Raw genomic sequence first — 19557 nt, 5'->3', positions numbered from 1 at the left:
TGATGAGAATTTTATATTCAATGGATGTAGTTGCAATAGCTGTCATTCCCGTCTACACGGGAATGACATGAAACTTAATGGCAGTGCCGCTACACCTAGCCGCTTACGGTATTGAATAGGTTTCTTATATCTTCCAGAGCCTCATCCGCAGGAGCTTCGCTTTCTTTTTGCGTCTCAGCCTCATCACAGAAAAAGATTGCTCTTTTGATTACCTCATTTGAATAAATCAATTTACCTGTTGTAACCAGGTTAAACACAAAGCTGGCGATAATCACAGGCCAAGATTTATGTTCACTCATGACATCATCATGACTGTGTAAGCGTGCTTTAAATTTCATTTCAAATTTTTGATATGCCTCTTTTTCTGGCATCCCAGTGCGATTTTGATAAATAAAGTGCTCGATATCATTTCTAAGATCCGCAGCAAGCTGTTTCATGATTCCATTTTCATGTTCAGGCAAGGTTTCTGCATAAGCTTCTATATCCGTAATGTTTTTATATAAACGGCGCATTTTCAGAGCATATTGCCGATGTCGTTCATCTTTTCTTTGTAAAGTTGACAGTGCTTGTGTCGCTTGTTGATGAAGATTTTCTACAGCTTCGGGTTTAGAATCTGCATCCATGAGCATCACTACAATTCGATTAAGGACTGCCTGCATTTTGACACCAGGAAATTTATCCATGCTCGTAGTAATTTTGTCAAGCACTGCGTCGTTGTTGCCGTTCTCTACATATGTCTTTAATAGTCCATTTTCTTCATTAACCAGTTCACCAATGAATATATCGCGGTTATCCTTATCTTCAGAAGTAAAAAAATCTTTAACCAGATACTGATCTTCACGTTCCTTCTGATACGTTTTAAGCATTTGCATCACGGTGGTGGTAAGGGTTCCGCGTTGTGCCATTGCCTGTTGCTTCGCTACGTTCTCTTGCATTGCCAGGTTTTCTTGTATGTCTGGCCGTTGTGCGGGTATTTGTGGTTCTTGCTGTCTTGCTAATTCTTGTTGGCTTTCTAGTTGTTGTCTTAGTAGCTCTTGTTGTCGTGCTAAATTCTGCTGTCTTTCCAGTTCTTCTTGCTGCTCTATTTCCCCAATTTGTCGCTCAAGCTCTGCTGCTTGCTCTGTAAGCTCTTTAATTGTAACGCTATCTATTTGCGTTATCTGCTGGCTCAGTTGCATTACCGTTGTGGCAAGTTTTTCTTTTTCCTCATAATTGCTGGTTAGTTTTAATTGATGAGTCCCTAATGCTCTTGAAGCCGAGGAAAACTCCCTTAAACTCTGCTCGTCAACACTAAGAGGGTATACAAGACTAGCCAGTTTTTTGGAAACGGCGTCTGATAAATTACGTCTATCTGTAGAATCCAAGGTCCAAGTATATTTGTCTAGAGTTTCTCCGAGCAGTTCCAGTAAAAGAGCAAAGCCTTTATTTTGAGCGGATGCAGAACCTGATACACCCGATTGATTTACAAGTCTTGTAACTTCCTCTTTGCTATATCCGGTTTTTAGATGTTTTGCGACACTTTTCAGTAATTCATTGAATTTACTTGTTTTATTATAAAGACTTTTAGTACGTTCTTCCTCTACACTTAAAGTAGCCATTTGTTTTTGGGCATAGTCTAAGACTGCTTGCTTGTCTTCCAGATTCAACCTGTTTGATGGGCCTGCTTTTATCTGCACCAATTGTAAAGCTAAGGGTATTCCCTGCTCTATGATGCTTTTATTGTCGTGATTAAGGGCGGCTATGGCCTCTTCGTTTTCACGTTTTGTTTTTTGTAATTGAGCACCATACTCTCTTTGTAATTTAATTTGTTCTTGTTTTGCTTGATATTGGCGTTTTAATTCTTTTTTTTCTAACATTTTACATCCACATGCTTAAATTATGAGCGGGCGATTATAAAGCACAATGATTGATTGGTCATTAAGCGGGCATCTAATTTATTTAAAAAAATGCGCAGTGGGCTAAATTAAATAAATGGCGAGAATAATTCCTGCCTCATAAAGCAAGCAAAGTGGTACGGCGAGTATGATTTGCGAAAAAACATCGGGGGGAGTTAGTAACATGCCTACAATAAAAGCAGCAACAATGACATAAGGTCTGATTTTTTTGAGTGTCATCACTTCAATGATTTTTAAGCGCACTAAGACAAAACAAATCAACGGTACCTGAAAGCAAAGTCCAAAGATCATGAGCATTCTAGTGATGAAATCCAATGCATAGGTCATATCAGGCATGTAGCGCACTCCTTTAGGCAAGGCGTGGGCAAAAAAATGAAACATAAATGGCAGTACCAAATAAAAACAAAACAACACCCCAGCAAGAAACAGTAAGAGGCTGAAGATTAGAGCAATACGCAGTGTCGTTTGTTCTCTTCGATAAAGGCCTGGACTAATAAAACGCCAAAATTGAAATAAAGCAATGGGGGCGCTTAGTAATATTGCTGCATCCGCAGCGAGCTTGAGTGGGGTAAATACGGGTGAGGTGACTTGCGTAGCAATTAAGCCCTCTTGCGATGAAAGCGTATGCAATAGTGGGCTAACTAAGGCCTGAAATAAATCATTTGCCCAAAAAAAGAAAATAAAAAATAAGCTGCCAAACCAAATTAGAGTTTGTAATCCACGACGGCGTAATTCTATGAGATGATTGAGCATGAGTTTTTTTTATGTATATTAATTTCCCTTCTCCCCATGGGGAGAAGGTGCCTGCTAGGGTGGATGAGGGCGTTTTTAAGCCTCAGCAAGCTCTTTGTTTTTAACGCCAATTTTTTCGGGTCTGATTTCTCTTAAACGATTAAACTGATCAACAAAAACCACGGTTGGAACTAGACTGGCGCAGTCTTCTTCCAATACTTGACTAAAAGAGGCAATAATAATTAAATCTCCAGGAGTTACCAGATGTGCCGCAGCGCCATTAACGCAAATTTCCGTAGATCCCGGTCTGCCAGTAATGGCATAAGTCTCAAAGCGAGTGCCGGCAGTAATGTTCCATACATTGACGGCTTCATAAGGCAATATATTTGCTGCTTTAAGAAGTTCTGGAGAAATCGTAATGCTTCCTTCATAGTCCAAATCGGCTTCTGTGACACAAGCACGATGAATTTTTGATTTTAACATTTTTCTATAAGCCATAATTATTCCAGCCTTGTTCATAGTGGCCGAATTTTACACCAAATTGATAAGTTTATGCTATACCCAAGAAACGCAAAAAAAGTGATAGGCTAAAAATAGCATTTTGGATTTTCTTGGGTATATCAATTTGCGCTTGGATTTTACAACCTATTATGAACGGAGTTATGGAAAACCAGGATTCTGCTTTGCTTGCCTAGGCTACTTTTTATTGGGGATGCACGGTATAATTAGCTTTTTACTTTATGGGATGAACTAAGGTGAGGCATAGCCCACGCAAGCGGTTTGGCCAGAATTTTCTACAAAATCGGCACATCATTGATGACATTGTACGAGCAATTAATCCGCAAGCAGAAGATAATATGCTGGAAATTGGTCCAGGCTTGGGTGCGTTAACTGAACCATTGTTGCGGCGTTTAAATCATTTAACCGCTGTCGAAATCGATACCGATTTACAGAAATATCTTGCAGAACTGGCTATTGCGCAGGGGAAATTGCGTTTGGTTGCCGCTGATGCATTAACCCTTGATTACAGCCAATTTGGCTCCCAACTCCGTGTGGTAGGTAATTTACCCTATAATATTTCCACACCTTTGTTAATCCATTTATTACGTTTTACATCATCTATAGAAGACATGCATTTTATGTTGCAAAAGGAAGTGGTAGAGCGTATCGCAGCAGAGCCGGGTAGTAAGGCCTATGGCCGCTTAACGGTGATGCTGCAATATCATTGTGCTGTGGATTATTTGTTTGATGTTCCCCCGGAAGCATTTGATCCACGGCCCAAAGTAGATTCTGCGGTGGTCCGTCTTATACCCCATCGCGTTTCTCCCTTTGAAGAAGTTTCTAAAGCGCAGTTGGAGCGGCTAGTGGCTAGTGCATTTGCTATGCGCCGAAAAACGCTTAATAACAATTTAAAGGGGATAATAACGGCTGAGCAATTGAGCACTTTGGGAATTGATGGAAGTAAAAGACCAGAACAAATTTCTATTTCGGAATATGTTCAACTAGCGAAATTTATTTCCAAATAGTGTAAAATTAATCATCATGGACATAATTTTTCAATTTGGAGTTATTAAATTATTATGGAGATGGCCTTGTTTCACCGTCAACGTCAGCGTAAGGGTTCTTTGTCCTCACAAGGTAAATCCTTAAAAGATTTAACCCGCATTGTGAATGCGAATCTTATTTTATCAGAAGATAAACGGCAGACATTGCTCAAAAAAATTAGAATGTTATCTGGTCTGGAAACTGCGCGCTATGATAGTTTGTGCGGCATGCTGATTAATAATTTAGCCAGTTATTGTCAAAACCTACCTGAAACATCAAATAGTTATTATTCACAGCAAGGTGGACTCATCGATTATGCGCTAAACCGTACCGAAGCGGCACTGAGTCTTTTTCAGGAGTTCATGCTGCAGGATCAGCCTGATTTATTATCTGAAGAACAAAAGCTTTGGCAATATGCGCTTTTTTCCGCAGCAATTCTTCAAGGTATAGGCAAATTGTTTGTTGATTACCGTGTTAGTTTTTATGACGCGAACCGTCAATTTTTAAAAGAATGGAATCCTTTGCTGGAGAATATGAGTAATACCGGCGTTTATTACTTTTACGAGTTTGAAAAAGAGCCCGAAATAGAATTTCGACGTCGCCTCAATTTATTGTTGGCAAGAGCCCTTATGCCAGCCAGTGGATTTGCCTGGTTAGCATCTAATCCGGAAGTTCTCTCGGTATGGCTTGCTTTATTAAATGAAGATGAGCGTTCGGCCGGGACTTTAGGTGCCATTTTAATTCGTGCAGAAGCGATTGCCATCCAGCGTTATTTACTTGAGTTTATGGTGAGGGGCACTGCGGCTCATAGCGGGGGTCGTTACCGTGCAGGTACTTTTTCTGGTGGTCAGCCTGAAAGTTTATTAGAAAAAGAACAAGCAATGGGGATGGAATTTATCCAATGGATGATAAAAGCCTTGGATGAAGGCCGAATTATGATTAATAAAGCGCCATTGTTTATGGTGCCTGGTGGTATGCTAATGTGTGCGGAAATGTATCAATTATTCGTACGTGAACATCCTGAATATAAAAATTGGCAAGCGGCCCAAAATGGATTCTTATCCTTAGGCTTACATACTCGTGCTGCTGATGGTGGTGTGCTCAGCCGATTTGAAACAAAAAATCAAATGGAAACCGGAATTGTATTTTCTAAGTATGCTTTAGCTTTACCAGAATCAGTAAAAGTAATGCAAATGAATACCGGAAAAGTAGAATCTATGTCTGCCACGGAATTGATTCATAAAGCACAATTTAGCAGTCAGTTTACCCAGCAACAAAGCCGTGGGTTGACTAATTCATTGCAAAAATTGGATGCGGCAGGGAAATGGCAAGACGTTGACCATGATGGACATACGCATAGGCCAGGAGCAAAAAACGGTGCCTGATTATGCAATTGGTGATGTGCAAGGTTGTTATGAACCTTTACAACGGTTATTGGAACTCATAGATTTTGACGATAAAACAGATCGCCTATGGTTTGTTGGTGATTTGGTGAATCGAGGCCCAGAATCTTTGGCTGTCTTACGTTTTGTGAGTTCTTTACCCGTTACACCCCGCATCACCCTTGGCAATCATGATTTACACCTGCTTGCTTCGCTCTTTGGTGGTAGACCATGGCAAGGACATGATGATACTTTGCAGGAAGTAATGCATGCTGCAGATGCTGAAGTTCTAGGGCATTGGTTAAGAAAACAATCCATTTTATATTATTCCCCAGAGCTGCATGTGCTTATGTGTCATGCGGGAATTTGTCCTTTGTGGGACTTGCCACAGGCGGTACAGCTTGCCAAGGAGCTTGAAGAAGTACTTGCTGGTGAACATTATCGCGATTTTTTGTCGCAGATGTATGGCAATCAACCCAATATATGGTCTGATGGTCTCAGGGGAAGTGACAGACTGCGGGTGATTACTAATTATTTTACACGTATGCGTTTTTGCGATGCACAAGGGCAGCTTGAGTTGAGTTATAAAGGAACTATTGCTCAGGCGCCCGCAAATCTTTATCCTTGGTATGAGGTACCGCATCGTAAAGAACTTGATGTCGATCTTGTTTTTGGACATTGGGCCGCTTTAATGGGGCAATGTCCTAATCCTAAAATTCATGCAATAGATACCGGATGTCTTTGGGGTGGCCAATTAACTGCATTACGCTTGCAGGATATGCAGCGATTTGCAGTCTGGAATAAAAAATGATGTTACTAAAAAATGTGCACTCCATCGCTGCATCTTTCAGGTCACGGTATGTTTTGGGGAACAGAAAGGGCATTACGTTTTTCTTAGTTTGCCTCCTCTTAGGCTTTAATGCCTGGTCAATTCCAGTTAATGACGATTTACAAGTAAAACAAGCGGAAGAGCGGCTGCAGCAAGCAATAAAAAATCCTGAATTTATGTTACATAACTGGATAGAGCTCCCCACTTCTCCTGCCGCACGTAATAAAAAAGTTCATCATTTGAGTCTAAGGGATGCGATTTTATTGGCTTTACGTTACAACCCCAATATTCAAAATGTGGAACTGGATCGCATTGTGCAACGTTATCAATTGCGCCTGGCGCACAATCAGTTTGAATTACAATATGCTTTAGGTGCTTCGGGCGTGTTGCAAAAAAGCAAGTTCAATGGTGTGGGTACCGATACCACGCATACTCTGCTCGCCAGCCCCGAATTTAATTTGAAAACAAAACTCGGTACTGAAGCCAATTTATCGATAAATAATAACGTCTCTGAAAATAATAATTACAATCCTACCTTGAATTTTTCCTTGACCCAGCCCCTATTGCGGGGGTTTGGGAAATCAGTCAACGAGGCAGCACTTTTAGATGCAGAAGATAATGAGTGGTTAAACAAATTAAACTTACAACAGTCAGTGGCAGATCAGATCACACAAGTCCTTATGGCTTATCGCATGCTTATTTTGAGTGGGAATAATTTACAAAATCAGCGTTTGCAGCTAAAAGAGGCCAAAAAGTCTTATGAAATTAATGAGAAAAAAATAAAAGCGGGGCAATTAGAACCGACTGGTAATATTCAGCAATCCTATCAAATCGAGTCATTAAGTTTAATGGTGGAACAGGCGGAAAATGATTTTCAAACGGCATCGCAGGATCTTTTACAGACCATAGGCCTTGACCCAGAAATGCACATCTCAGTTCCTAGCGATGTTGTTTTAGAAAAACTCACAGTACCTAATTTACAGCAATCTATTGATCAAGCTTTAAGCCATAATACGATTTATTTAGCACAAAAAATGACATTGCGGGCTGATGAGCGTGCCTATAAAGTAGCTAAGAATCAACAACTCTGGCAATTGGATGTGTCAGCCAATGTGCAAAGTGGGGTTGTGAATGATGTGACCGGCGTTAATGGAGGTATTAGTGGGATTTATAATGGAAATAACCTCACTGAGGCTGCTCGTTTGACCCTAACTGTGCCTTTGCATGATATTGGTCGGCGCAGCCAATTAATTAACGCTAAAGTGCGCTTGGAAAAAGACCGTTTAAATTTACTTGCTACAAAACGCGCTTTAATAACGAATATAACCAATACGATTAACAACATAAATAGTTTGGCAAAACGTTATCAACTGGCGCTAAAACAAGTGAAGCTGGCAGAGCAATCGTATGCATTGGAGAAGAAAAAACAACAGGCAGGCATATCCAGTGCGTTGGATGTAAATAACACGCAAAATCAGCTGATTCAAGCGCAGTCTGGGTTAATCAATGCAAAAATTGCATATCTCAATCAGATATCTAATCTGCAAAAGACTTTGGGAACAACGTTGGAGCATTGGCAAATTAAATTAAGGTATGGTGGATGAATAGGTATCTCAACAAGTCAAAACTTATAATTTTATTATTGATAGGATTTCTTTTATGTTCATGTGGGCATCGTGAAAAGCAAAAAACGGTCGCATTACACCAGTATAAAGTTACAGAACAAACCATGCATAAGACCTTGCATTTTACCGGAACGGTTCAGCCTTTGCATGAAGATACAATTGCCAGTCCAATTGAAGCTGTGGTTGAAACAATGAATTTTCATTATGGGCAGTTGGTTAAAAAAGGCGATATCATTTTAACGCTTAACTCAACTGAGTTACAAAGGCAATTTAATGACACTTTAACTGAATATTTAAAAGCTAAAGACAGTTATACCATAGCAAAGGCCAAATTTGTTGGAACTCAGGATTTATGGGATGCAGGCTTATTATCCAAAAATAACTACATGAGTGAAAAATCCAATGTGGATACTGGTCGGGTTACCTTAATGCAAACCACGCGTAAGTTGACGGAAATGTTGGAAAAACTTGATGAAAATGGCCCCAAAAATCTATCTGCTTTAAGTTTGGCTGATTTCGATAAGATAAAAAACATTTTGGCCGCAAATCATAATATGATTCGTTTAAAAGCACCCAATGATGGAGTATTGCTGTACCCACCTAAAGCCGGTGAGGATAAAAGTGCGCGAGTTACTGTAGGAACTACCGTAAAGCCGGGCCAAGTTATTGGTTTAATTGGTGACTTATCTGGGATCCACGTCGAAATTGATGTCCCAGAAATTGACATCACTCAGATTCAAACTGGCATGAATGCTACAGTAAGCGGTGTTGCATTTGGTAAATATCAATTAAAAGGACAGTTGGTTACCGTGAATGCACAAGCGTCAACGAGCAATGGGCTGCCTTTTTTTACCGCAGTAGTTGAGGTTAGAAACTTAACTCCCGAACAACAACGTTGGATCAAAGTAGGTATGAGTGCATCCATAGAATTAAGCGTAGATAATGGCAAACAGCTGCTGATACCTATTGCTGCCATAAAACGTGAAAAAGGCCAAAGCATCGTGCAGCTACAAACTAAGCCAGGTACTAGTGAAAAGCGCGTGATTACAACAGGCGCTGCGCAAGCAGATTTAGTGGTTGTCGAGACCGGCTTAAAGGTCGGTGATGTGGTGGTTTATGAGTGATCTCGTTATAAGTCGCGATAAAAACGCTGTTTCTGAGTTAGACGGGGATATGCGTGCTCTGAAACAACGTTTAAATCCTGCATTGAAACCGCTGGATGGGCGTCATGCAACCAAGACTCAGCAGCCATTAATGGCGCTGTCTAATATGATTAAAACCTACCACTTAGAGGGAATCAGCACGACGATTTTAAAAGAAATATCGCTTACCGTATATGAAGGCGATTTATTGGCTATAGTCGGTGCCTCTGGTTCAGGCAAGTCGACTTTGATGAATATTATGGGCCTTCTGGATAAAGCAGATTCTGGCACTTATTTATTGAAAAATCGTAATGTTGCTGCATTGACTGACGATGAATTAGCCGAGTTACGCAATCAAAACATTGGATTTGTTTTCCAACAATTCAATTTATTGCCAAGATTTAGTGCCATGCAAAATGTGGCATTGCCATTAGTTTATCGCGGTGTGGGCGCTGCAGAAATTAAGGAACGAGTTCTTGTTGCCCTAGAGCGCGTAGGGATGCATCAATATGCACAGCACCGACCCACACAATTATCAGGTGGACAACAACAACGTGTTGCGATTGCTCGTGCTTTGGTAACGGAACCACAAGTGATTTTGGCGGATGAACCTACCGGTGCTCTTGATTCACGTACCGGTAATGAAGTAATGAATTTATTTTTAAGTTTGCATGCTCAGGGACGTAGTATCATTATGATTACCCATGATGAGCAGGTTGCTGCATTGTGTCAGAGAAAAATCACTCTTGTGGATGGTTTTGTGATGGCGGAGACTGCATCATGAATTTTGCTGGACATTGTCAGCAAGCCTTAGTTAATTTGACCGCTGCCAAATTACGTTCTTTTTTAGCTGTTTTAGGCATTTTGGTGGGTACTGCTGCGGTTGTTGCTTTAATTAGTAGTGGTCAGCTTGCTACGGAAAAAGCATTAGCGCAATTCAAGGCCTTAGGTACCGATTTATTGGCGGTTGCTGTTTATCCAAAAACGACTGACAAATCCGGAAGCATGGAATCAATTTCTGCGGCGCAATGGGAACAATTACCTGAACGCATACCCTCTATTATTGATATGGCGCCCTATAGTACAGCGTATCAACCTTTAAGTTTTCAGGGAAAACAAATGCAAGGAGCGGTCATTGGCGCGAATGAGCATTTGGCGAAAATTGTGCATATTAAGTTAGCGGCCGGCCATTTTGTTTCTTTTGTTGAATCTTATGAACATTATTGTGTGATTGGTGCGGGTTTGGCACGGCAAATTCAAGAGATCAGTTTTGATGATCCCATAGGCAAGCAATTACGTATAGGACAATCCTTATATACGATCATCGGTGTGGCTGAGCCTTGGAAAGAAAATGGCTTTTTTAATGAAGATGTCAATCAGGCTGCCATTATTCCTTTGGCAGGAATTAATCTCGTCAGTAAGGATGCGAAGGTAAATAATGTGGTGTTGGAGTTGAAACCTGATAGCCCTATAGATGAGGTGATTGAGGAAATAAAACAAATTGTTGGTTCGATAGCCCCCAAGCTGAGTGTTTTCTCGCGTAGTGCCAAACAAATTATTGCCAGTATGGAAAATCAAGGGCACATTTTTACCTTATTGCTAGGGGTCATTGGTGGCATTTCATTGCTGGTTGGTGGCATTGGGGTGATGAATGTCATGTTGGTTTCAGTCAGTGAGCGAAAAAAAGAAATTGGTATCCGTAAAGCAGTTGGTGCCAAAAATAGTGAGATTCAAGCGCTATTTTTAGTCGAATCAGTCATGCTTTCTTTACTGGGTGGTATTCTTGGCGTGCTTTTAGGGCTAACTTTTACACGTATTTTGGCCTATTTTAGTGATTGGAATTTTTCAATCTATCTTCTTCCGCCGATAGCGGGTTTTTTAGTTTCGGCCGCCACTGGAATTTTCTTTGGTTTTTATCCCGCACGACGCGCTGCAAAATTAGAACCGGTAGTTTCTTTGCGTAGCGAGTAATGCTTGAGCGTTATGTTCGTAGCCTGGTTAGCGTAACGAAACCCGGGGAAGAATGGGTTGCCAAACTAGGTTCCGTTACGCAGCATCCAGGCTACATGTACACAATTTATCTCTCTATTGCACTGAATTTATAAGTAACTTATGATGAAAAATTCTTTTTATCATTAAATGGACTTGCATATGGTTAAAAAAATTTTGTGGGTGCTGGTCTTAACATCAGGTTTTATTTCTTTTTCTTTTGCTGATTCTGCCTCGCCACAAACTGCGTCTTCAAATAATGCCCAAGTCCCTTCAAGTTATATGCCGGTAGTGATTCACGAGACTTTTGCGAGTATTTTGCAGCGCATGAGTAGCGCCAAAGAGGCGATCAACACGCGTCAACAAGAACTGTTAAAACGGCGTTATGACTTGAGTAATAACCCGTCTAAAACGGTGACGATGTCTGGCGGTAAACCGATACAAGAAGGTGTTCGCGTGAAGCTTGCGGAAGGGGTTACTTGGGACCAGCTCGCGAAAATGAGTCCTGATGATATTAAGAAAAAAGGCCTATTCCCGCAAGGATTTTTACCGCTACCGCACCCCAATCATCCTGAAGGAGGGATGTTATTTCCCAAATTTGTTATTGATGAAATTAAGAAACAAGAAGATCGCGATCTGACCCGTTTTGATTTGGATTTTGATATTCCGGATCATTTTTTACCTCCTTACCCTGCACCGATTTTTCTGACAACAAGGCCCGATCTTGGTGATGTATCACAAGGTAAAGTGGTCACACTCGAAAACTATTATGAATTATTTAATGGGATATTGAATCCGAAACAAATCGAGGGATTACGTTTATTACTTACGCCCTTCCCACAACAGCAGTTTAACCAAACCGAAGACCGTCGTTCCGTAAGACCAAGTCGTGGCGTGGCGTGTTTTGATTGTCATACCAATGGGCATACGAACAAAGCAACGCATTTGGCAGGTGATGCTAGACCTCAAGAATTTCGTCATCGCATCGATACTCCCACCTTACGCGGTGTGAATATTCAAAGATTGTTCGGCTCCCAACGTGCATTAAAAACGATTGAGGACTTTACGGAGTTTGAGCAACGAGCAGCTTATTTTGATGGTGATCCTGTTATTGCCACTAAAAAAGGAGTCAATATTCTGGAGCGCGGTAGTCAAGTTCACTTCATGGCGGAATTCCAAGAACTTCTGGATTTTCCTCCTGCACCTAAATTGAATTGGGAAGGTAAACTGGACCCCGCCAAAGCAAGTCCTGCAGAATTACGTGGGCAAGAATTATTCTTTGGCAAAGCAAAATGTTCCACTTGCCATACACCACCGTACTATACTGATAACACCATGCATAACTTACAGACAGAAAAATTCTACCAGCCACAGTTGATTAACGGTATAAAAGCAGTTGGCGATGGACCAATCAAAACATTTCCTCTACGAGGAGTAAAAGATTCTCCACCATATTTACACGATGGTCGCTTGTTAACTCTGGCAGATACAGTTGAGTTTTTTAACTTAGTCTTGCAATTGCAGTTAACTAAAGACGAAAAAGCTGATTTAACAGCATTTATGGAAGCGTTGTAATACTCAAGGTATAATCGCTTAACTTGGTAGCCTGGGATACGTAGCCTTGGCTACACCCAGGCTACAATAAATGTCAAAACTACGGTTTTAAGATAAATGGTCTATCTTATATTAAGATGGCAGTTGATAACTAAAAAATCAGGGGGAAGGGCTATGAAAAAATGGGGACTTGCGATTATCGCATGTGTTCTAGTACATCATGCTGCCTTTGCACAACAGAATTGGAGTAGTTGGGTTGCAGAAGTCAGAACAGAGGCCTTGCAAAAAGGGATTTCACCAGAGATTTTTGATGAAGCCTTTGCAGGGATCCATGAGCCAAGCCATCAAATTAAAGGGCTTTTACGTTCGCAGCCAGAACATCGCCTTACCTTTATGAAGTACCGCAGCACACGCGTCGATCCCTATAGAATTACTATAGGACGCAAGGAATATAAAAAGAATCAGGCAGTATTGGAAGCAGTAGCCAAACAATATGGGGTAAATCCTTGCTTTATCGTCTCATTTTGGGGAATGGAAACGAGCTATGGTACTTATATGGGGAATTTTCCCGTTGTGAAAGCTTTAGCGACGCTTGCTTATGACTCCAATCGTAAAGATTTTTTCCGTAAAGAGTTATTTATTGCGTTACGTATTCTGAATGAAGGACACGTTAGTTTGACTGACTTCAAAGGGGAGTGGGCTGGCGCCTCTGGGCAGCCACAATTTTTACCTTCGAGTTGGGTTAAATATGCTGTGGATTATGATGGCGATGGTCGAAAAGACATTTGGAGAAGCAAACCCGACGTATTTGCTTCAATTGCAAATTACATGAAGCAAAATGGATGGCAAACCGGAGAGCCATGGGCAATCCAAGTCAAGTTACCGCGTAAATTTGATATGGCAATGGAGGGTAAAACCATTGTCAAACCTGTGAGTGATTGGAATGCTATGGGGGTGCGAACAGAAGATGGTAAACCGTTACCTTATCAAAATCTGCAAGGTAGTATCGTGCAACCATTAGGTGGGCCAACCTTCTTAACCTTCCCTAATTACAAGATGATTTTGCATTATAATAATTCCATTTATTATGCAGGGGCGGTGGGTTATTTAGCAGACAAAATTTGTCAAGCGCAACCAAGGTAAGCTATGGACGATTATCTAGATAAAACAGCCAGTTTGACTCCTTTAGCAAAAAGGATAATTTGCGATAAAGCCACAGAGTATCCTCACACTGGGTCTTATAATTCGGTTATGACTATCGGCACTTATTTGTGCCGACGCTGTGGTTTGGCCTTATTTCGTGGGTCAAGTCAATTCAGCTCAGGGTGTGGCTGGCCTAGTTTTGATGATAACATCGTCCATGCAGTGAAACAGATTCCAGATAGCGATGGCAGGCGTATGGAAATACTCTGCTCGCGTTGCGATGCCCATTTAGGGCATGTCTTTACTGGCGAATATTTTACGCAAAAGAATTTGCGTCATTGCGTTAATTCAGCCTCCATTGATTTTGTAGCATCCAACCTGGTTTTAGATACTGAAGAAGCGATTGTGGCTGGTGGATGTTTTTGGGGCGTGGATCATTTTTTAAAGCAAATCCCCGGCGTTCTTCGCGTTGAGGCGGGCTATACTGGGGGTATTACTACAGAACCAAGTTATGAGCAGGTGTGTCAAGGTGATACAGGGCATTACGAAGCCGTACGGGTTATCTATGATAAGGCCAAGACCGATTACCATCAGGTTCTGAAACGCTTTTTTGAAATTCATGATCCTACACAAAAATCGGGACAAGGTCCTGATATAGGCCAGCAATATCAAAGTGCTGTATTTTATTACAATCAAGAACAATTAGAAGAAGCGGAAACCTTAATGCAAATGCTGCAAAAAAGAGGTTATCAAGTGGCTACCCGTCTTTTTCCAGTACAAACATTTTGGCCGGCAGAAGAATACCATCAGGATTATTATGCCAAACATCATAAAGCCCCTTATTGTCATCAACCAGTAAATCGTTTTGACTAAGATTGTATGGTGGAAAGGAGTAGCAAATGGAGTTTACTTTTCGCATTGCTAAGAAAAAAGACAAAGAAGAAATCTTTTTTTTAGTAAACAAATTGGCGGAACATGAGCGCAAAAAACCGGAAGAAGTCAATTTGACTCTAGATAAAATAGAGTCTCATGGTTTTGGGCGAACGAGGTATTTTTATGTCTTACTGGCTGAATATAAGGAAAAGCCAGCTGGTTATGCCTTATTTTTCTTTTCCTACTGCGCCTCAGAAGCAGCCCCCATTCTTTATGTCGAAGAGCTATTTGTAGATGAACTCTATCGTAACCATGGCTTGGGTTCTGCATTGTTGTCAAATCTTGCCCACATAGCAATCGAGAAAGAATGTTGTCGCATGGAAGGACATACAATGACCTGGAATAAGAAAGGAATTGAGTTCTTTGAATTTATAGGGGCATCTCCGCGAACCGATTTGCTGCAGTTTCGGTTAGCAGGCGAGCATTTGCAAAAATTGGCAGCACAAAAATAGAGGTATTTATTTTTTCAATTTGCTCATAACGATACCTAAGAAAGGAAATGCCAACAATTGAATTGCAATGGAGAAGATAACCAGTGCAGAAATGGAAATGTCATAGAGTACACCCATAGCCACACTCCCCAAAAACCAAAAAATGCCAAATCCGGTATTGAACACTCCATAAGCTGAACCTCGTTTTTCTTTGGGTATCATGCCCGCAACTATAGCCCGCATCAGTGATTCATGAGCACATACACCAATGCTCCATAAAATAACTCCTGATAAAGCCAGACTGGCATTGCCCAAAAAGACTAAAGGTGCAAAAAAGCACGATAAAAAAGAAACGATAACTAAAATAATAAAACCATAACGATCATAAAGATGGCCAAGTAATGGAGCACTTACTATGTTAAATCCTTTTGCTATTGCATAAGAAATTGGGATCCATAGTGGAGATAAAAGACCTGTTTTTTGAAAATGATAGGCGATTAAAGGAAAATCGGCATAGCCTGCTGCTATGAGTGCTGCTCCAGATAAATACAACCAAAAAGCGGTATTCATACCCATGCCCGCCACTTCAAGTGTATCGTGGTGTACCTCTAAATCCTGAGGGCGTGGATAGAGCCAGCGTGCGAGCAATAAAGTACTTAAGGCACATAATGCGGGGATTAAGAGTAAGGCAAAGCAATACTGATAGCCTATTTTAAAATAAAGTGCCAGGGCAAGAATCAAAGGACCTAACATCGCACCTGTTTGATCCAATGCTTCATGTAAGCCAAAAGCCCAACCCATTCCTTTTTGGTGTCCTGCATGAGCTAGCATTGCATCACGAGCCGGGGTACGAATTCCTTTACCTATACGCTCAGTAACAATCAAGGTGGCAGCAAACCACCATTGGTCTGTTATTGCTAACAAGGGGACGGCTAATAAATTAAGGGTATAACCTAAAATAGTAATGGTCCAATACTTGTGTGTGCGATCAGTAAGATAACCTGAAACCATACGGAGTACATAACCCAATAACTCTCCAAAACCTGATACAAAGCCAACTACAGCAGCATTGGCCCCTAATAATGCTAAGTATGGGCCGGTGATACTGCGCGCTCCTTCATAAGTCATATCTGCAAAGAGACTTACAATACCCGTAAGAATAATGAATTTAAGGGCTGCATCTTGAGATAAATTTTTTTGAAGACTCATGAGTTTGTCTCTATAAAGTCATTATCTTGTAGCCTGAGCGAAAGCGAAGCTGTAACCCGGGGCAATATGGTTACGGCTGCTTAATCTTTTTCTACGCCCCTCAGTCAAGTGGGAGATGTAGGATAAGTGTCAATGCTTATACTCAGATTACAATTCATAAATCTATTATAAGCTTCTTAACGAGTATTTAAATATATATGTTCAAATCCTACGATGATGCATTTTTGTTGTTGTGTGTGCTCCTACAATCTTGCATATAAATCCAGATTTCATGAGGCTACAATGAGATACACTCATTGCATGTAAGTAGCTTACAGCCTTTATATGGAAATCATTCGCTAAAATGATTAATTATGGCAAAAAAATATCATAAAAATTAAACAATAAGATTTAAAATAAATCTGTTGTAGCCTCAAAACAATTTCGTTAGTGTAAGTACAGTGGTTGCATTATCCACTTTCTCTGACGCATAACTAAAATTTAGGATGATTGTTCCTTTTTATACTGCTCATCTGCTTCTTTGGCTTTACGCTGATTTTCTTGCAATTGCAGTACATCAAGTTGCTGTTGCCAGAGTGCCACAGCCTGTGCTTTAAGTTGATGAAACTTTCTTACTAGTAATCCTAAATGTGTTGCCAGCATCGGAAGCTTCTTAGGCCCAAATACAATGAAAGCAACAATCAAAATGACAAGAAGCTCACCGCCGCTCATGAGAGTTTATTATCCTCTTTTGCGGGCTCATTGCTTTGTTCTTCATTCAAAGCTTTGCGGAAGTTTCGAATAGCTTCACCAAGATCAGTACCTATGGTTTTCAATTTGGAGGTGCCAAAAAGAGCAATGATAATGACTAGAATTAATAATAAAGACAGAGGGCTAATACCACTTAATCCCATGTTAGTTCCTCGCGTTACGGTTAATAAGTACAAACAGCCCCGTTAGAATGGCTCCAGTTAGAGTAAGCGGAGCGAGCTGTTTGTGATGGATAAGATGCAAATAGTCTAAGAGGCTAACTAAAAGGAAAGAAAGCCCCGCACCAAGTGCAATGCTGTTCCATTGTACTGCTGGTTTTTCATTTTCTGGCTGCGCGTTGGCGCGTTCTTTATTTATTATTAATTCTTCTTTTTTAAGCTCTAGATAATCAAAAAGCAGTTTGGGCATGTGCGGTAACTGTTCTGCAAAGAAGGGTAGATTCTGTTTTAATTGGTTGAGAAATGCTTTGGGGCCTATTTGATCTTTTACCCATTTTGCAAGAAAAGGTTTAGCAGTAGCCCATAAATCCAATTCAGGATAGAGTTGACGTCCTAGCCCTTCTACAGCCAGCAAGGTTTTTTGCAATAAAATGAGTTGTGGTTGTACTTCCATATGGAAGCGTCGTGCAACCTGAAAAAGACGCAATACCACTTGTGCAAATGAAATATCTTTTAAGGGCCGTTCAAAAATGGGTTCGCATACCGTACGAATGCCGCTTTCGAACTCTTCAACACGCGTATCACGCGCAACCCATCCGGACTCAACATGCAATTCGGCGACTCGTCGGTAATCTCGATTAAAAAAGGCCAAAAGATTTTCAGCTAAGTAGCGCTTATCGTTATTATTTAAAGTGCCCATGATGCCAAAGTCTATACATATATATTGTGGCTCTTTGGGATTTTTATAGGAGACAAAAATATTCCCTGGATGCATGTCTGCATGAAAAAAGCAGTCACGAAATACTTGCGTAAAGAAAATTTCTACGCCACGTTCAGCAAGCTTTTTTATATCTACTCCGTGTGCTTCTAAACTTTTAATATCTGATACCGGGATGCCATGAATTCGCTCTAGTACCATTACATTGGGGCGAGAATAGTCCCAATATATTTCTGGAATGTACAAAATGGGTGAATTTTCAAAGTTTCGTCTTAATTGCGCCGCATTTGCGGCTTCTCTTGATAAGTCCAGCTCATCAAGTAGCGTGTGTTCAAATTCTGTGACAATTTCCTTAGGTTTTAAGCGTCTAATTTCAGGCCAGTAGCGATCTGCCCATTTGGCTATAGTATGCATAATGCTCAAGTCTTGCTCAATAATGCGGCGCATATTAGGTCGCAGAACTTTGACAATCACGTCTTCACCAGTTTTCAGGGTTGCTGCATGGACTTGCGCCATAGACGCTGATGCAAGGGGAATGGGATCAAATTCTGCAAAGACTTCGTAGGGAGATAAGCCATAGGCTTTTTCAATAATAGCCATTGCTTGTTCGCTGGGAAATGGAGGTACTTTATCTTGTAATTTACTCAGCTCAAGAGCGATATCTAGAGGCAAAATATCGGGGCGAGTGGAAAGTGCTTGCCCAAATTTGATGAAAATAGGCCCAAGCTCTTCCAATGATTTACGCAGGGCTTCGCCATGTGTCAAATGTTCTTTGCGAAACCAATTCCAAGGATTTAAATAAACAATGAAGCGCAGCGGTGCAAACAATCTTAATGATACGACCACATTATCCAGCCCGTTTTTCGCTAGGATGTAGTTGATATGAATAAGACGAATGAGTTTTTTAATTGATTTCATAGCGGCTTATTAGTTGATTGACATGGGCTTGTAGGCGTTCAACGCGTAAGGATAACTCATCGACTTCTGCAAAAAAATCTTCCAATTCATATTTTGTAGGAATGACGCGTAGCTCTTCTTGGAGGTATTCGGACATATTCTGGCGCATGGACTCATCAATTTTCTTTTTGAATGATAATCCCTTACGCACAAAAGAACCAATTTGATGTGCCACCACATCGCCGGTAAAATGAGCCAGATGGCCTTCCCAATCAATGTCCATTTCATCAAATAGCTTTTTTACTTGCTGCCCTAATTCCGTGTCTCCAGTCATGCGGATTTTATCATTAAATAAAGAGCGAGCTTTCGATGCGGGCAATAAACTGAGACGGATTAAACCCAAAGGATTGCTGTGAATTACGGTGTCTGCCTCTTTGTCGCAGCGATCAAGCAAAATGATTTCGCCATCTTTAAATAGAATGAAAAAATTAACATTTAAAGGGCTGATTATCATTTCAAGCGTTTTGTTATCAAGCGATTTTAGCTTGACTGGCATTTGTTCATCCAGTTTGGTGGCTTTATTAATGGCTATTTGAAGCGCTTTTAAGGAGTATTTTTTTAACAT

General features: G+C 40.7%; 19 protein-coding genes. 11 read left to right on the top strand and 8 right to left on the bottom strand.

The window, feature by feature from the left end:
- Nucleotides 1–95 precede the first annotated feature (95 nt).
- The 3 genes from BGO44_RS14820 to panD form a co-directional block, all read right to left on the bottom strand.
- Nucleotides 96–1856 carry a Rad50 family protein gene (locus BGO44_RS14820; RefSeq protein WP_273198706.1) on the bottom strand — a complete coding sequence of 587 codons (1761 nt, stop codon included), beginning with the start codon at nucleotides 1854–1856 and terminating at the stop codon, nucleotides 96–98.
- A gap of 102 nt (nucleotides 1857–1958) precedes the next feature.
- Nucleotides 1959–2648, bottom strand: coding sequence for a twin-arginine translocase subunit TatC (tatC, locus tag BGO44_RS14815; protein ID WP_058511478.1), 690 nt, complete (start codon nucleotides 2646–2648; stop codon nucleotides 1959–1961).
- Between the two features lie 75 nt (nucleotides 2649–2723).
- Nucleotides 2724–3125, bottom strand: a complete 402-nt coding sequence (gene panD, locus BGO44_RS14810; RefSeq protein WP_058511479.1) for an aspartate 1-decarboxylase — start codon at nucleotides 3123–3125, stop codon at nucleotides 2724–2726.
- Nucleotides 3126–3382: 257 nt separating this feature from the next.
- Between panD and rsmA the strand changes: the two genes are divergently transcribed.
- The 11 genes from rsmA to BGO44_RS14755 all read left to right on the top strand — a co-directional run bounded on the left by rsmA (nucleotide 3383) and on the right by BGO44_RS14755 (nucleotide 15221).
- Nucleotides 3383–4153: a 16S rRNA (adenine(1518)-N(6)/adenine(1519)-N(6))-dimethyltransferase RsmA gene (rsmA, locus tag BGO44_RS14805; RefSeq protein ID WP_273198708.1), complete on the top strand. Its 771-nt coding sequence runs from the start codon at nucleotides 3383–3385 to the stop codon at nucleotides 4151–4153.
- A gap of 54 nt (nucleotides 4154–4207) precedes the next feature.
- Nucleotides 4208–5557 (top strand): TraI domain-containing protein, encoded by a 1350-nt coding sequence (locus BGO44_RS14800; protein ID WP_273198709.1) that lies wholly within the window; start codon nucleotides 4208–4210, stop codon nucleotides 5555–5557.
- A complete protein-coding gene (locus BGO44_RS14795; protein ID WP_058511482.1) occupies nucleotides 5550–6365 on the top strand; it encodes a symmetrical bis(5'-nucleosyl)-tetraphosphatase in 816 nt (271 codons plus the stop codon). Before BGO44_RS14800 ends, BGO44_RS14795 begins: the two co-directional genes overlap by 8 nt.
- Nucleotides 6362–7987 carry a TolC family protein gene (locus tag BGO44_RS14790; protein ID WP_058511483.1) on the top strand — a complete coding sequence of 542 codons (1626 nt, stop codon included), beginning with the start codon at nucleotides 6362–6364 and terminating at the stop codon, nucleotides 7985–7987. The genes BGO44_RS14795 and BGO44_RS14790 overlap by 4 nt, the downstream gene beginning before the upstream one ends.
- Complete coding sequence (locus BGO44_RS14785; protein ID WP_273198711.1) at nucleotides 7984–9132, top strand: efflux RND transporter periplasmic adaptor subunit; 1149 nt, start codon at nucleotides 7984–7986, stop codon at nucleotides 9130–9132. Before BGO44_RS14790 ends, BGO44_RS14785 begins: the two co-directional genes overlap by 4 nt.
- A gap of 130 nt (nucleotides 9133–9262) precedes the next feature.
- Nucleotides 9263–9934, top strand: a complete 672-nt coding sequence (locus tag BGO44_RS14780) for an ABC transporter ATP-binding protein (protein ID WP_273198786.1) — start codon at nucleotides 9263–9265, stop codon at nucleotides 9932–9934.
- On the top strand, nucleotides 9931–11121 hold the full coding sequence (locus tag BGO44_RS14775; RefSeq protein WP_058511485.1) for an ABC transporter permease: 1191 nt from the start codon (nucleotides 9931–9933) through the stop codon (nucleotides 11119–11121). Before BGO44_RS14780 ends, BGO44_RS14775 begins: the two co-directional genes overlap by 4 nt.
- 180 nt (nucleotides 11122–11301) lie before the next feature.
- On the top strand, nucleotides 11302–12714 hold the full coding sequence (locus BGO44_RS14770; RefSeq protein WP_273198713.1) for a cytochrome B6: 1413 nt from the start codon (nucleotides 11302–11304) through the stop codon (nucleotides 12712–12714).
- A 153-nt stretch (nucleotides 12715–12867) separates the two neighbouring features.
- On the top strand, nucleotides 12868–13836 hold the full coding sequence (locus BGO44_RS14765) for a lytic murein transglycosylase (RefSeq protein ID WP_058511487.1): 969 nt from the start codon (nucleotides 12868–12870) through the stop codon (nucleotides 13834–13836).
- A 3-nt stretch (nucleotides 13837–13839) separates the two neighbouring features.
- Complete coding sequence (locus tag BGO44_RS14760; protein WP_058511488.1) at nucleotides 13840–14709, top strand: bifunctional methionine sulfoxide reductase B/A protein; 870 nt, start codon at nucleotides 13840–13842, stop codon at nucleotides 14707–14709.
- 26 nt (nucleotides 14710–14735) lie between these two features.
- On the top strand, nucleotides 14736–15221 hold the full coding sequence (locus tag BGO44_RS14755) for a GNAT family N-acetyltransferase (RefSeq protein WP_273198714.1): 486 nt from the start codon (nucleotides 14736–14738) through the stop codon (nucleotides 15219–15221).
- 6 nt (nucleotides 15222–15227) lie between these two features.
- Here the strand turns inward: BGO44_RS14755 and BGO44_RS14750 are convergent, their stop codons facing one another.
- The 5 genes from BGO44_RS14750 to BGO44_RS14730 form a co-directional block, all read right to left on the bottom strand.
- Entirely contained in the window at nucleotides 15228–16409 is a 1182-nt protein-coding gene (locus BGO44_RS14750; RefSeq protein ID WP_058511490.1) for an MFS transporter, read from the bottom strand.
- A 480-nt stretch (nucleotides 16410–16889) separates the two neighbouring features.
- Nucleotides 16890–17120, bottom strand: coding sequence for a Sec-independent protein translocase subunit TatA/TatB (locus tag BGO44_RS14745; protein ID WP_058511491.1), 231 nt, complete (start codon nucleotides 17118–17120; stop codon nucleotides 16890–16892).
- The gene (gene tatA, locus BGO44_RS14740) at nucleotides 17117–17302 is read right to left on the bottom strand and encodes a twin-arginine translocase TatA/TatE family subunit (protein ID WP_058511492.1); all 186 of its coding nucleotides are present in this window, start codon (nucleotides 17300–17302) and stop codon (nucleotides 17117–17119) included. The genes BGO44_RS14745 and tatA overlap by 4 nt, the downstream gene beginning before the upstream one ends.
- A gap of 1 nt (nucleotide 17303) precedes the next feature.
- Entirely contained in the window at nucleotides 17304–18953 is a 1650-nt protein-coding gene (gene ubiB / locus BGO44_RS14735; RefSeq protein ID WP_058511493.1) for a ubiquinone biosynthesis regulatory protein kinase UbiB, read from the bottom strand.
- Complete coding sequence (locus BGO44_RS14730) at nucleotides 18940–19557, bottom strand: ubiquinone biosynthesis accessory factor UbiJ (protein ID WP_058511494.1); 618 nt, start codon at nucleotides 19555–19557, stop codon at nucleotides 18940–18942. Before BGO44_RS14730 ends, ubiB begins: the two co-directional genes overlap by 14 nt.

The organism is Legionella sp. 39-23 (assembly GCF_001897665.1).
Taxonomy (GTDB): domain Bacteria; phylum Pseudomonadota; class Gammaproteobacteria; order Legionellales; family Legionellaceae; genus Legionella; species Legionella steelei.
The sequence above is the reverse complement of the archived record's forward strand: the minus strand, read 5'-3'. Positions and strand labels throughout refer to the sequence as shown.